Consider the following 12,900-nt stretch of genomic DNA (forward strand, 5'->3'; position numbering starts at 1 on the left):
TTTTGCAATGTCCGATGGCTGATCACACACTTCACTGGAGCTTTCATGCAACGTCGCGCCCTTCACCTCAGCCTGCTGGCTGGCCTGCTCGCTGTTTCCGGCTTTGTGTCGGCCCAAACCAAATGGGACCTGCCCGCTGCTTACCCAGCCACCAACTTCCACTCGGTCAATATGACGCAATTTGCCGCCGATGTGGACAAAGCCACGGCGGGCAAACTCAAAATCACCGTGCACGCCAACGCGTCCCTCTTCAAGGCCCCCGAAATCAAACGCGCTGTGCAAGGCGGTCAAGCCCAGTTGGGCGAGATTTTGCTGGTCAACTTCCAAAACGAATGGCAGCCTTTTGGTGCAGATGGCCTGCCCTTTCTAGCCGACAGCTACGACGAGTCCATGAAGCTCTACAAAGCGCAAAAGCCACTGCTGGAAAAAAAGCTGGCTGAGCAAGGCATGATGCTCTTGTACTCGGTGGCTTGGCCCCCACAGGGTATCTACAGCAAAAAGCCGATCAACAGCGCCGCCGACCTCAAGGGCATCAAGTGGCGTGCTTACAGCCCCACCACCGCCAAGATCGCTGAACTGGTCGGCGCCCAGCCTGTGACCGTGCAGGCGGCCGAGTTCTCGCAGGCCTTGGCCACGGGTGTGGTCGAATCGACCATGACCTCGGGTGCCACGGGCGTGGACAGCAAGCTGTACGAGCACCTCAAGTACTACTACGACGTACAAGCCTGGTTGCCAAAAAACGCTGTGATTGCCAACAAAAAAGCCTTTGACGCGCTGGACAAGCCGACACAGGACGCTTTGCTCAAAGCCGCTGCCGAAGCCGAAACCCGGGGCTGGGCCGAGTCACGCAAAGTCAACACCACCACCATGGAAACGCTCAAGGCCAATGGCATGACCATTGCCGCGCCTTCTGCCCAACTCAAAGCCGACATGAAAAAAGTGGGTGACACCATCATGAAGGAATGGTTGGAAAAGTCCGGGGCTGAAGGCAAAGCCATTGTCGACGCCTTCAAGCGTTGAGCCGATGCGCCGACTGCTGAATGCCATTTATGCCAGCACCGCCGCCTTGGCGGCGCTGTGCATGTGCGGCCTGCTCTTCATGGTGCTGCTGTCGGTGCTGAGCCGACAGTTCCACTTCCATGTACCCGGCACAGACGCCTATGCCGGTTACCTCATGGCCGGGACGGGCTTTTTGGCGCTGGCCCACACCTTGAAGCGCGGTGAACACATCCGCGTGACCTTGGTGCTGGGCTTGTTCAAAGGGGCTGCACGCCGGGGCATGGAAGTGTTCAGCCTGTCGCTGGCCAGCCTGCTGGCTTGTTTGTTCGCCTTTTACAGCTGCCGCTTGGTGTGGCAATCCATCGAGTTTCATGACATCTCGACCGGCAACGACGCCACGCCTTTGTGGATACCGCAACTGGCCATGGCGCTGGGCACGGTGATTTTTGCGTTGGCCTTTGTGGATGAACTGGTGCTGGAAATTCGGGGCCAACGCGCCGCCCCCGAAAGCGGCGAAATGCTGCGCAACGAGTGATGGCCCATGAATGACTTGATGATCACAGGGCTGTTGGTCCTGACCTTGTTTCTGATTTTGGGCAGTGGCGTGTGGATTGGCCTCACCCTCTCGGGTGTGGCCTGGATCGGCATGCAAATGTTTTCTGCCAGACCCGCTGGGGACGCCATGGCGGTGACCATCTGGGGCTCGGCCTCAAGCTGGACACTCACTGCTCTGCCGCTGTTCATCTGGATGGGCGAAATTTTGTTTCGCACCCGGCTGAGCCAAGACATGTTCAAGGGTCTTGCTCCTTGGATGCAAGCCCTGCCCGGGCGCTTGCTGCACACCAATGTGGTGGGCTGCGCCATCTTTGCGGCCGTGTCGGGTTCGAGCGCAGCCACCTGCGCCACGATCGGCAAGATGACCTTGCCCGAGCTGCAAAAACGCGGCTACCCCGAAGACATGGTCATTGGCACCCTGTCTGGCTCTGGCACCTTGGGTCTGTTGATTCCGCCATCCATCATCATGATCGTGTACGGCGTGGCGGCCGATGTGTCGATTGCCCAGCTCTTCATTGCCGGGGTCTTGCCCGGCTTGCTGCTGGCAGGCTTGTTCTCGGGCTACATCATTTACTGGTCACTTCGCCACCCGGACCAGATCCCACCGCGTGACGCGCCCATGAGCTTCATGCAAAAGCTCGAAGCCTCCAGCAGCCTGATCCCGGTGGTCTTGCTGATTGCAGCGGTGCTGGGCTCCATTTACACCGGCTTTGCCACCGCCACCGAAGCCGCTGCCGTGGGCGTGGTGGGCGCGTTGGTGCTTTCTACACTGCAGGGCTCCATGAGCTGGTCCGTGTTCAAAGACGCCTTGATGGGGGCCACGCGCCTTTATTGCATGATCGCCCTGATCTTGGCGGGGGCTGCGTTTTTGACCTTGTCCATGGGCTACATCGGTTTGCCGCGCCACCTGGCCGAATGGATCGGTGGCCTGGGCCTCAGCCCCTTTGCACTGATCATGGCTTTGATGGTGTTTTTCATCATCTTGGGCTGCTTTTTGGACGGCATCTCCATGGTGGTGCTGACCATGGGCGTGCTCATGCCCACGGTGCAAAAAGCGGGCATCGACCCGATCTGGTTTGGCATCTTCATCGTGTTTGTGGTCGAGATGGCGCAGATCACGCCGCCCGTGGGCTTCAACCTGTTTGTGCTGCAGGGCATGACGGGCAAGCAACTGCCCTACATCGCCCGCGTGTCCATGCCGATGTTCTTCTTGATGGTAGGTGCGGTGATGCTGATTTACTTTGTGCCCGGCATCGTGACTTGGCTGCCAACGCAGATGAAACTTTGAGCGAAACGCCAAGTTCATCCTCTATGATTCAACCCGTCCCCAAAGGACGGGTTGTTCATTTGGGCAGTAAGGATTGTTTGTGTTTAAAAATGTGATGGTTTACCGCATCGGCGAGGGCTTTGCTCCTTCATTGACCGATGTGCAGGCGGCGCTGGAGCCGGTGCAGTTTGTGGAATGTGGCGCCAGCCAAGAAAAGTCGATTGGCTGGGTCCCTCCTCGGGGCGAGGCACATGGCCCACTGGTCGAATCGGTCGGCGGGCAGTGGATCTTGAAACTCATGATCGAGTCCAAGGCCGTTCCCGGCAACGTGGTGCGCCGCAAAGCCGACGAGCGCATCGCCGAAATCGAAGCGGCCACTGGGCGCAAACCCGGCAAAAAGGAAAAGCGCGACCTCATGGACGACGTGCTGCTGTCGCTGCTGCCACAGGCGTTTGCCCGCCAGTCCACCGTGTTGGTGTGGATGGACCTGGAAAACCGCCGCTTGGTGCTGAACGCAGGCAGCCAAGGCAAGGCCGACGAAGTGATGTCGGCATTGATGAACGTGATGGGCGGCCTGTCGGTCTCACTGATCCAGACCGTGACCTCGCCGCAGGCCGCCATGACGCAGTGGCTGCTGGCCCCAACGCCCGACGAGTGGCCGTCTGATTTGACCGTGGAGCGCGAAACCGTGCTCAAGTCCACTGGCGAAGACGCTGCCAGCGTGCGCTTTACCCGCCACCATCTGGCCAACGACGACGTGCGCAAGCATGTCATGGAAGGCAAACTGCCCACCCAGTTGGCACTCAGCTGGGACGGCCGTGTAGCGTTTGTTTTGACCGAAACCCTGCAACTGAAAAAGGTGCAGTACCTCGACGGCGTGATGGACGAATCGGGCACCGACAAAAACGAAGACCGCTTCGACGCCGATGTGGCCTTGTCCACTGGTTTGTTGGGGCCGCTGATCGACAGCCTGATCGAAGCCCTGGGTGGCGAGATGGAACTGGGTGCCGCTGCGGCCGACCAAGCCATTCCCAACCCCACCCGCACCGTGATCAATTCAACGGTCGCCACGGGCGCTGCTACTGGCAGCGACGAAGACCCGCCGTTTTAAAACACACCAACCCGCCGCATAAAGGACCCGCCCCATGCTCACAGTGATCGCGATCTGTCTCGGCGCTTGCGTGGGGGCCCTCTCGCGTTGGCAGTTGGGTTTGTGGCTCAACCCTGCCAGTGTCAGTGCGGGATTGATGCCCTTGGGCACGCTGGCGGCCAACCTGATCGGCGGCTACTTGGTGGGTGTGTGCGTGGGGGTGTTTCAGCAACTGCCGGAGTTGGACCCGGTTTGGCGACTGGCACTGGTCACAGGTTTTTTAGGCGCCCTGACCACCTTTTCAAGCTTCTCGGCCGAAGTGGTCTCCATGCTGCAACAAGGCCGCTTTGCGCTGGCAGCAGGTACGGCCAGCATGCACTTGTTCGGTTCATTGGCCCTCACGGTACTGGGACTTAAAACCGTAGGTCTTCTCTGGGCGCGGTAATCGAGCGAGTGGCGGGTTTGCAGCGGTAGCGGCTATTTGGCTTTACATCGTTAAAGACATCGACGTGGCGATAGGTCTTTCGTGAGGTGTTGAAAATTCAGGTGAATTTCTCCAAAGCGGTCACAACCTGTGATCGTCCAATTTGGAGTACGGACACCAATGGTTGAACACTCGCCCCATTTACACAAAATTCGGGCCACCCTTGAGTCGAGGCCATCGACTTGGCCTTATTGACGTTTGGTATAGCCTACGTCAGATCAACGGCACTGGGCTTGCGCCCATTGGGCCTTTGCCCAAAGCGGCTTCCCGGCCACCGAATCGCGCGACCAACGCGTCTTGATCGGCCTTGGCGTTCTGGTCGGCAACTTCTGGGTCAAGCATGTGATTCAAAAGCGATTCCATGTGTTTGCGGATCGGCTGATAACCATCTTTAGCAGCGAGGTCAACGGTTTGTCCTGGATCAACCGACATGTCAAACAATTCTGGTTCATAGCCCACGTAGTGGTGATACGCCCACTGGCCTTGTCGCACCAAATAGGCTGCGCTGGGTGAGCCCACGGCGTGGTATTCGCTGAAGCCGATACGCTCTGGATCATCGTTCTCGTTGGCGATCGCCACAAGCGATCGGCCCGGCAGCGTGGGGTCTGCGGGCAGGTTCGCGTTGTCGATTAAGGTCGGAGCGATATCAACCAGGTTGACTTGGGTCGCGCAGACCTTGCCTTCAGGGATTCCTGGCCCAGCCAAGATCAAAGGGATATGGGTGGCTTCGCGGTAGAGCGTTGATTTGTTCCACATCCCGCGCACACCTTGGTTGTCGCCATGATCACTGCTCATGATCACTCGGGTGGATGTTTGCAAACCGGTTTGTCCAAGCGCTTCAAGCACTTTGCCGATTTGCTCGTCAATGAAGCATGTCAAAGCGTAATAGCAAGCCAAAGCCAAGCGGCGGCGCTCAGGTGTGCCCAACTCATCGTCTGCATTTGAAAAATCCGCATGCCGCTGCACCCACGGGTGACGCTGATAGCCGCTGAGCGGATGTAGCCGTGGGTCGGCAATGGCATCCATGTCGATGGCATCGAGGTAGCGTTGGGGTACGACCAATGGGAAATGTGGCGCGACGAAACCGACAAACAAGGTCCATGGCGCAGCTTCTTTCTCGGCGGCCTTGTCATGCAGCCACTGCGCTGCGTGCTCTGCCGACGAGATGTCATACCGGTTGTAGCTGGACTCCCCGGCACCCAGTTCGGTGAACAGCCGCGATGGGCGGGGCGTGCTGGGCAAGGGGTTGCGCACCGAGCCCCAGACCTGACCGATGCCATCGGCCAGATGCAAGGGGTCGTGCTGCTTGCTAAAGCCAGTGGGTGCAGTGGCATTGACATAGTGCAATTTGCCAATCGACTCCACGCAGTGACCAGCAACTTGCAGTGCATGCCCCCAACCGGCCACACGTCCGTCATAGCCCATGGCGTTATCCCAATAGGCGATGTCATGCACCCAGCGCCCTGTGGCCAACGCGGCCCGTGCAGGGACGCAGATGGGCGAAGGTGTGAGGGCTTGGGTGAATCGCGTACCTCGGGCTGCAAGCGCATCAAGATGGGGGGTCTTGACAAATGGGTGTCCAGCGCACCCCATCACCAGCGCATCTTGTTCGTCGGTGAGCAAAATCAATGTGTTGTGGCGATCAGATGTCATTGATTAATGCTCTCGGGCGCTTCGGGCAACCCGATCCAGCGCGTTGCTGAGTTCATTCGGGTGTGTGACCATCAAATCATGGCCCCCATCAATGACCTCGGTGGTCCAGTCCGCTTGGCTTTGCGCCGAGTTGAAGTGCGTTCGAAAGCGTGGGTTGTTGTTCATGCCCGCCAAAATGTAGTGCTTGCTACGAACACGGGTCCAAGCCTGGCCCAATTGAGGCACATCCAGCATTGTCTTGAGGGGATGCGGCGAACAAAGCGCACGCAGCCAAGCTACATCTTGGGCTTCAGTCACACCCCAAATCGATGGGTCAGGTGAAGGTATGCGCTCGCCGCCTAGCTTTTTCGCGTCAGCAAGCATGTCGGACCTGCGTTGCTCGGGAAATGCCATCCATCCCGATACGCCCTCTTCGGGAATGACCCCATCAACATAAACAAGCGCATCGATTTGGACAGCAATTTGATCCGCCACAAGCGTCATGATCGTGCCCCCATAGCTGTGGCCTACCAAGATGATTTGGCTTAACTCTTCAAAATGAATCAAATTCAAAACATCCTGGGTGTGTGTGGACAATCCCACTTCTGGCGTCCACAAGTGTTCGCGCTCACCCATGCCAGTCAGGCTAGGCGCGAACACCTCATGCCCTGCAGTTCGCAAATTTTTAGCGACCTTGCGCCAGCACCAGCCCCCATGCCAACCGCCATGAATCAGTACAAATGTGCTCATTCAAGTCTGGCTTTACGCATCAACAGGCTGATAGTTCAAGCGTTTGGCGGTAGCACCCCAGCGATCTATGTCGGCCTTAATCATGCGAGCAAATTCAGTCGGACTGCTCGATGAGGGCTCCATGATCAATTTGCCAAAGGCTTCCTTGATGCGATCACTTGCAATGGCTTTGCTGACCGCAGAATTAAGTACCGCGACGCGTTCGGGGCTGGTCCCTGCTGGTGCCAACAAACCAAACCACTCCATGCCCGAGAGCTGTGGGTATCCGGCTTCTGCTGCAGTCTGCACATCGGGCAAAACCGAGCTGCGCTTGGGCGATGTCGTCACTAGAACACGCATCTTTCCGCCCATGTGGGGCTGAACTGCATTAGAAAGCGCTGTCACGAAAGAGGAAATTCGCCCACCGTACAAGTCATTGAGGATATCGGGGGCGCCTTTGTAGGGCACATGCAGCATCTCGATACCTGCGGCACTCGCAATTTGAGCACCGAGAAAATGTGGGGCAGAACCAGCGCCAGGTGATGCATAAGACGCCTCTTTGGGGTTGGCTTTGCACCAAGCAATGAATTCCCCCAGTGTCTTCACCGGAACGTGCATGCCTACCGCAAGCGCGTTTGCAGACATGCAAACTGTGCTGACAGGTGTCAAGTCTTTTAAGGTGTCGTAGCCCAGTTTATTAAAGACATGTGGGTAAAGTGTCATGATCGACGAGGGTGTCAGCAGCACGGCATTGCCATCGGGAGCGGCCGTTTTGACGGTTGCAACACCAATTCGGCCTCCCGCACCTGGTTTTGCTTCCACCACCACTGCGCGCCCACCCAGGTGCGGTTTCATGGCCTCCCCCAATTCACGCGCAATGATGTCCACAATGCCACCTGCCGGAAATCCAACAACGATGCGAAGGGGATCAGATTGCGCAAGGGCCGGTGCGCCTACAGCGGCGGTAGCGCTATAAACGGTAAATGTGCGGCGATTCAACATATCAATCTCCTTTGAATTAAACCAGTGACAACAACGATGAAACAAAACGTGGTGGGTCAATCAGCATGACGTCATGATGGCCTTCGACCTCGGCGTACTTGAAACGATTGTCTTTTTGGATGCCCGCTGCGATTGCTTTGAATTGCGGATTGGGATTGGTGCTGCATTTCAAATAGGTACGTCGAATTGGTTCAGCCATTGGATCGCCTGCAACCTGCTCGGTAAAACTTCTTGCTGCTTGCGCCGTCATACGGGGCTGAGACCAAGCGATCAATGCGCCATCCGATAAGCCCCATCGTTCGCCCCAAGTTGCGACCGGGGGCACGGGTACTGTTGCGTTTTGAGCTGCAAGCCGTTCAAAGTCCGCCTTCACTGGTGGAGGCAAAAAGTTTGACATCGCTTGCCCTTGTAGTGGGACAAATGCATCCAGATAAATCGCATGCGCCACGCGGCCCGTGCGTGCGGCAAGCACGCCCGAAAGAACGCAGCCCGCATAGGAGTGGCCTACCAAGACCACATCTCGTAAATCTTCCATCATGAGATGTGACACAACATCTTGCACATGTACGGCTAGCCCGCTGATGCCTGCGGCGACATGGCTGCGCTCACCCAGGCCGGACAGCGTCGGCACCGAAACTTCATGCCCAGCCTGGCGGATCAATGGTGCAGCCTTGGACCATGCCCACGCCCCGTGCCATGCGCCGTGCAACAGAACATAGTGTCTGGCTTTATCCCTAGTGTTTGCATTTTGAGTCGTGCCACAGCCGTGCAGAGCCAAAGCAGTGGTTGCGGCACCGATGATCGCCGTACGGCGTTCTAATTTCATGCTGAGTCTCCTTACGTAAATTTAGGCAGGGCCAACGGGGTCAGGCAGTGGGACGCGGATATCGTTGGGGCGGCTCATGAGCCGCTGTATCAATTCTTCACGGAGGCCGCGATGCTTTGGATCGTCAAACAGATTGACGCACTCGTAGGGGTCGTTGCTCAGGTCATACATTTCACCGACCCCACTGTCTAATTCAAGCGTGAGCTTGGCGCTGCGGGTGCGCACAGTGCGCAAGTCCAAGGCGACACCACAACGCGATGGGCCCAAGCGCCATTCGTTGTAGGCGTGATCGCGCTCTGCGTTGCCAACGCCGGTGAGCAGCGGGCGCAGGCTTTGGCTGTGCACGGCAGAGGGCACGGGTGTGGCTGCATAGTCGCCAAAGGTGGCGGCCAGATCTAGCGTGGATACAGGTTGGTCGTTTTTCTGATCAGCGGCGATACCGGGGCCGCGCATGATCAAACCGACGCGCAGCAGGCCTTCGTAATGCATCGGGCCTTTGAGCATGAGGCCATGATCACCCAGAAATTCACCGTGGTCAGAGGTGAACACAACGAGCGTGTTGTCAGTCAAGCCAGCATCGTCGAGCGCAGACAAGATACGCCCCACTTGGTGGTCCACCAAAGAAATCATGCCGTAGTAATTGGCAATGATTTCTCGCAGCTGCGCATCGGTTTGCGGTGGCATGCGCGAGTATTCCTCACGCACTTTTCGGCTTTCTGGTGTGCCACCGGGCGTGTTTTCCAGTGCGGCTCTGTGCCACCAGGGGCGTTTGTCCAAGTCTCGAAGCCGATGCGGTGGCAGATCCACCTCATCTGGGCGGTGCATCCAACACCAAGGCGCAGGTGCGTCAAAAGGATGATGCGGATCAGCCATAGACACCCACGCGCAAAACGGCTGTGCTGTCGCTTGTGCATCGGTGGCTTCTCGCTGACGCCGCCCTTGCTCAGCGATGTACTCGACCGTGCGGTCTCCCACCCAAGTGCTGTTGTGCCAAGCCGTGGGCAGGGCGCTATTGTGAGTTTGCGAAGCCTGCGTTTGCGGATCAAGGCGCTGGCTGTAAAGGGCGTTTTTCATGGCCCCCAAGCCATCGCGGTGGTACCAGCGCTCGTAATGCAAGCCGCCGGGGCTGGCCTCGGGCAGCCAATAGTTGTGCCCCAACTGCATCAACTCGATCTGTTCAAAGCCCATGTAGGGGCCGCGCCAATCGTCGGCGAACAAATGCGAACTGGGAATGTTCTCGCAGCGACCGGTGGGACGGTTGGCATAGGAATGGTTGCTCGAAAAATGCGCCTTGCCGATGAACCGCGTGTCGTAGCCCGCTTGGCTCAGTGATCCGGCAAAGCCTCCCGCCGCGATGGACTCGTCCAGATCGATACCGTTGTCGTGCACGCCACTCGTCAGCGGCAGCATACCGGTCAAGATGGCGCTTCTTGAGGGCATGCACACCACATTGGGTGTGATGCATTGGGTGAATCGCGTGCCTTGTTGGGCCAGCAAATCAAGATGCGGCGTGCGCACCCTGCGGCTTTCGAATCCGAAGCAATCAGCGCGGTGCTGATCGCTCATGATCAGCAAAATATTAGGTCGTTTCAAATCGTGTCACCCAGGTTAGCGAATGGATGTGCATCAGTTATCTGCGGTGTACCCCGTGGCTTTGATGACAGGGCCCCAGCGTTCAAAATCGTCTTTGAGGTGGCGCGCCAAATCAGCCGAAGACCTGACGTCAGAATCAAACTCCAGCTTTTCAATGGCAGCAACCAAGCGTGGGCTGCGCGCCGCAGCAACAATCGCGGCTTCCAGTTCGAGTTGGATCGCTTTCGGCGTTTTGCTCGATGCAAAAAACGCAAACACCTCGTTCAGCTGCAATTCGGGGTAGCCCTGCTCTTTGAACGTGAGCACGCCCGACAGGCCCGGCAAGGCCTTGTCTCCGCTGAAACCAAGAATGCGAAGCTTGCCGGTCTTGTGATGCGTCACCAGGTTGGGGAGCGTCGTGGAGAGGGAGGGAATCGTCCCACCCAACACATCCGTCATAGCGGCTGCACCGCCGCGATAGGGCACATGCTGAAAATCGATGCCAGCCTTGCGCCCAAACATCACACCCATGAAGTGCATGGCCGTGCCAGCACCCGGCGTGCCGTAGCTGGCCTTACCAGGGTTGGCCTTGGCCCAATCCACAAACTCCTTGAGTGTTTTGGCAGGTGTGCCCGGCCCGACACCCAAAGCAAACTGGAAAGAGCAAACACCTGCCAGCGGTGCGAGATCACTCATCGAATAACGCAGTTTTGGATAGACATGCGGGAAGATCGTCGCATTGCCCCCTGGCATCATCACAATCGTGCTGCCATCGGCAGAAGCAGCAAGCATCGCCTCGGTGGCCAGTTGCCCAGCGGCACCCGTTCGGTTTTCTATGACCGTGTTGTAGCCTGCGGCACGAAGTTCCTCACCGACTTGGCGAGCCACCACATCCACCGCCCCCCCTGCGGGATAACCCACGAGGATTTTCAATGGTTTGCCTTGCGCAAAGGCCAGGCTGGGCGAGAGGCCTGCGACAGCGCTGGTTCCGATGTAGGTCAAGCAGTGGCGACGGTTCAACATGATGATCCTTTCAAGGAAGCTGCAATCAGCATTGGTGTGGGCATATTCGCGGTGAAGGCCATTTGCGAATAAAACGATCATGTGCCGGGCTGGAGCGCGCTTCAGTATCTTCGGGAACAATACAGGGATGACCCCTAATCAACTGCATTCCAGTGATCGCTTCGCAGCAGAACTTTTGCAAAGCCGTCAATTGAGCCGCAAGTTTGCGAACGCCCTTGCGCAACCGCTGGCCTTCAAGAGCAGGCCGCTGCACCGATTTGCTGCAGGGGTGAGCTTGTGCAAAGCGGGAGATCGCGTGACGCAACTGCCTTTCGTCATGAGCGGTCGCCTCGATGCTGTTGCGCATGTGCCGGGTGTCCAAGGCGGGCAAATCGTTCCCATTTCATTTCGCGCGGGTGAAATGGCTTTTCTTTCTTACTTGTTCAACCAGCTGCCCAGCGGGAGTGACTTGGTGGTCGGAGAGCCCAGCACCATTCAATGGCTACCGCTGAAAGACATTGAGACTTGTCTGCTGAATGATCAGGGTTTGCTGCTAATGTTGGTGGGTTTTCTCGGTCAGCGCCTGCGTGAGGTGCAAGCACGTGAGCGCAATTGGGCTGCAAGAGGCGTGCAAACCCGCCTTTGTGCTGGCTTGGCGCGCATGGCGGCTGATTTGCCAAGCCGATCCGACGGGCGTAACGTCGTCGTCGCTACGCATGAGCAAATAGCTGCCAGCTGCGGCATCAGCCGTCCGAAGGCCTCCATTGCTCTTAAAGCGCTGGAAGGTGATGGCGTTTTGAAACTGGGGCGCGGCTGGATTGAGGTGTTGAATTTGCGAGGATTGATCGAAAGGTCCGACTAGACGTCGCGAAACTTTACAAATATCAAAAGGGTGTTCTCAATTTGTTTCAAGGGTCAAATAGCTGGAAACAGTCGAAAATTCAAAAAGATGAACCATGGCCCTCAGTAGCGAATGATCGATCAACTACCAGTTGATTTTCTCTCCAATTAATCCCGTACCCAATCTATATGTCTGCTTTCCCGAAAAACACACCATTGCACCGATAGGTCAAACGGCCGCTGTAGGTCGGCTTCTGCCGGTCACCTGCTCGTAGCGATGGTCCGCGTTCAGCCTGAAGCAGCCACTCACCCCACCATCAACCACCACCCCGCTGCATCGTCAAATCAAAACGCTTCATGAAGCGTTGACGCGCATCCTCTTCCACGCCTTCAAACACAAAAGACACGGCCAGCCGCTGCAAGCGCAGCAGCGCGATCACGCGTGGGGGCAGGATGCGCCATTGCAGTTGCAGATGGCCGTCATCGATTTGTACGCGTGCTTGGCCGGTTCCCAGTTCAAAGGCGTGCTCGCCCAAGGCGCGGGGCAAGGCCGTCAACCATTCGGTTTCGCTGGTGCCCATGTCGCGCTCGAAGCGCTCGGGGTAGTAGGACTGCATGGGTTGGGTCGCCGCGTGTGCTGTGCTCAACCACCGGCCACGGGGGGCCAGATGGCGAGGACATCACCGTCGACCAAGGTGGTGGTGCCCCGGTCTTCAGGTTTGATGTATTTGCCATTGACCAAGACCAAATGCACCAGCTTAGGCGGCATGCCATAGGGCTCAATGATCTGACTGATGCTGGCGTCCTGAGCCACATCGAGGGTCACCTGGTTGCTGCGCCGGGCTTCGGGGGGCAAGTAATCGGTCAGCGTGGCAAACAATTTGAAAGTGATGTTCATGCGC

14 protein-coding genes are annotated in these 12,900 nt (G+C 57.6%); 6 read left to right on the forward strand and 8 right to left on the reverse strand.

The features are described 5' to 3' along the window. Positions 1-45 precede the first annotated feature (45 nt). From B9Z37_RS03160 to crcB, 5 genes are all read left to right on the forward strand, one after another. Positions 46-1,020: a TRAP transporter substrate-binding protein gene (locus tag B9Z37_RS03160; protein WP_108311884.1), complete on the forward strand. Its 975-nt coding sequence runs from the start codon at positions 46-48 to the stop codon at positions 1,018-1,020. Between the two features lie 4 nt (positions 1,021-1,024). Further along, positions 1,025-1,534, forward strand: a complete 510-nt coding sequence (locus tag B9Z37_RS03165; RefSeq protein ID WP_108311556.1) for a TRAP transporter small permease — start codon at positions 1,025-1,027, stop codon at positions 1,532-1,534. Positions 1,535-1,540: 6 nt separating this feature from the next. Continuing rightward, positions 1,541-2,842 carry a TRAP transporter large permease gene (locus tag B9Z37_RS03170; protein ID WP_108311557.1) on the forward strand — a complete coding sequence of 434 codons (1,302 nt, stop codon included), beginning with the start codon at positions 1,541-1,543 and terminating at the stop codon, positions 2,840-2,842. Between the two features lie 79 nt (positions 2,843-2,921). Next, positions 2,922-3,932, forward strand: coding sequence for a recombination-associated protein RdgC (locus B9Z37_RS03175; protein WP_167394305.1), 1,011 nt, complete (start codon positions 2,922-2,924; stop codon positions 3,930-3,932). A 34-nt stretch (positions 3,933-3,966) separates the two neighbouring features. Next, a complete protein-coding gene (crcB, locus tag B9Z37_RS03180; RefSeq protein ID WP_108311558.1) occupies positions 3,967-4,356 on the forward strand; it encodes a fluoride efflux transporter CrcB in 390 nt (129 codons plus the stop codon). Positions 4,357-4,608: 252 nt separating this feature from the next. Here the strand turns inward: crcB and B9Z37_RS03185 are convergent, their stop codons facing one another. The 6 genes from B9Z37_RS03185 to B9Z37_RS03210 are packed head-to-tail and all read right to left on the reverse strand — an operon-like array spanning position 4,609 to position 11,179. Then, a complete protein-coding gene (locus B9Z37_RS03185; protein ID WP_108311559.1) occupies positions 4,609-6,048 on the reverse strand; it encodes a sulfatase-like hydrolase/transferase in 1,440 nt (479 codons plus the stop codon). Positions 6,049-6,051: 3 nt separating this feature from the next. After that, positions 6,052-6,777, reverse strand: a complete 726-nt coding sequence (locus B9Z37_RS03190) for an alpha/beta hydrolase (RefSeq protein ID WP_108311560.1) — start codon at positions 6,775-6,777, stop codon at positions 6,052-6,054. A gap of 12 nt (positions 6,778-6,789) precedes the next feature. Next, the gene (locus B9Z37_RS03195) at positions 6,790-7,758 is read right to left on the reverse strand and encodes a Bug family tripartite tricarboxylate transporter substrate binding protein (protein ID WP_108311561.1); all 969 of its coding nucleotides are present in this window, start codon (positions 7,756-7,758) and stop codon (positions 6,790-6,792) included. 16 nt (positions 7,759-7,774) lie between these two features. Then, a complete protein-coding gene (locus B9Z37_RS03200) occupies positions 7,775-8,584 on the reverse strand; it encodes an alpha/beta fold hydrolase (protein ID WP_108311562.1) in 810 nt (269 codons plus the stop codon). Positions 8,585-8,605: 21 nt separating this feature from the next. After that, complete coding sequence (locus B9Z37_RS03205) at positions 8,606-10,177, reverse strand: sulfatase family protein (protein ID WP_108311563.1); 1,572 nt, start codon at positions 10,175-10,177, stop codon at positions 8,606-8,608. Between the two features lie 33 nt (positions 10,178-10,210). Further along, positions 10,211-11,179 (reverse strand): tripartite tricarboxylate transporter substrate-binding protein, encoded by a 969-nt coding sequence (locus B9Z37_RS03210; protein WP_167394306.1) that lies wholly within the window; start codon positions 11,177-11,179, stop codon positions 10,211-10,213. Positions 11,180-11,306: 127 nt separating this feature from the next. Here B9Z37_RS03210 and B9Z37_RS03215 point away from each other — a divergent pair, with 127 nt between their 5' ends. Next, the gene (locus B9Z37_RS03215) at positions 11,307-12,020 is read left to right on the forward strand and encodes a Crp/Fnr family transcriptional regulator (RefSeq protein ID WP_167394307.1); all 714 of its coding nucleotides are present in this window, start codon (positions 11,307-11,309) and stop codon (positions 12,018-12,020) included. A 295-nt stretch (positions 12,021-12,315) separates the two neighbouring features. On the opposite strand, the gene B9Z37_RS03220 is transcribed toward B9Z37_RS03215, so the two are convergent. Both B9Z37_RS03220 and thiS read right to left on the reverse strand, forming a co-directional pair. Then, the gene (locus tag B9Z37_RS03220) at positions 12,316-12,615 is read right to left on the reverse strand and encodes a hypothetical protein (protein WP_108311566.1); all 300 of its coding nucleotides are present in this window, start codon (positions 12,613-12,615) and stop codon (positions 12,316-12,318) included. Between the two features lie 26 nt (positions 12,616-12,641). Continuing rightward, positions 12,642-12,896, reverse strand: a complete 255-nt coding sequence (gene thiS / locus B9Z37_RS03225; RefSeq protein WP_108311567.1) for a sulfur carrier protein ThiS — start codon at positions 12,894-12,896, stop codon at positions 12,642-12,644. Positions 12,897-12,900 lie beyond the last annotated feature (4 nt).

The sequence above is a fragment of the Limnohabitans parvus II-B4 genome (assembly GCF_003063455.1).
Taxonomy (GTDB): Bacteria; Pseudomonadota; Gammaproteobacteria; order Burkholderiales; family Burkholderiaceae_C; genus Limnohabitans_A; species Limnohabitans_A parvus.

What these genes read in the sequence shown, in the direction of transcription:
- B9Z37_RS03220 (WP_108311566.1), bottom strand. Translation starts at nt 12,615, where the DNA reads ATGCAGTCCTACTACCCCGAGCGCTTCGAGCGCGACATGGGCACCAGC.
- B9Z37_RS03200 (WP_108311562.1), bottom strand. Translation starts at nt 8,584, where the DNA reads ATGAAATTAGAACGCCGTACGGCGATCATCGGTGCCGCAACCACTGCT.
- B9Z37_RS03165 (WP_108311556.1), top strand. Translation starts at nt 1,025, where the DNA reads ATGCGCCGACTGCTGAATGCCATTTATGCCAGCACCGCCGCCTTGGCG.
- B9Z37_RS03185 (WP_108311559.1), bottom strand. Translation starts at nt 6,048, where the DNA reads ATGACATCTGATCGCCACAACACATTGATTTTGCTCACCGACGAACAA.
- B9Z37_RS03215 (WP_167394307.1), top strand. Translation starts at nt 11,307, where the DNA reads ATGACCCCTAATCAACTGCATTCCAGTGATCGCTTCGCAGCAGAACTT.
- B9Z37_RS03160 (WP_108311884.1), top strand. Translation starts at nt 46, where the DNA reads ATGCAACGTCGCGCCCTTCACCTCAGCCTGCTGGCTGGCCTGCTCGCT.
- B9Z37_RS03195 (WP_108311561.1), bottom strand. Translation starts at nt 7,758, where the DNA reads ATGTTGAATCGCCGCACATTTACCGTTTATAGCGCTACCGCCGCTGTA.
- thiS (WP_108311567.1), bottom strand. Translation starts at nt 12,896, where the DNA reads ATGAACATCACTTTCAAATTGTTTGCCACGCTGACCGATTACTTGCCC.
- B9Z37_RS03170 (WP_108311557.1), top strand. Translation starts at nt 1,541, where the DNA reads ATGAATGACTTGATGATCACAGGGCTGTTGGTCCTGACCTTGTTTCTG.
- B9Z37_RS03210 (WP_167394306.1), bottom strand. Translation starts at nt 11,179, where the DNA reads ATGTTGAACCGTCGCCACTGCTTGACCTACATCGGAACCAGCGCTGTC.
- B9Z37_RS03190 (WP_108311560.1), bottom strand. Translation starts at nt 6,777, where the DNA reads ATGAGCACATTTGTACTGATTCATGGCGGTTGGCATGGGGGCTGGTGC.
- crcB (WP_108311558.1), top strand. Translation starts at nt 3,967, where the DNA reads ATGCTCACAGTGATCGCGATCTGTCTCGGCGCTTGCGTGGGGGCCCTC.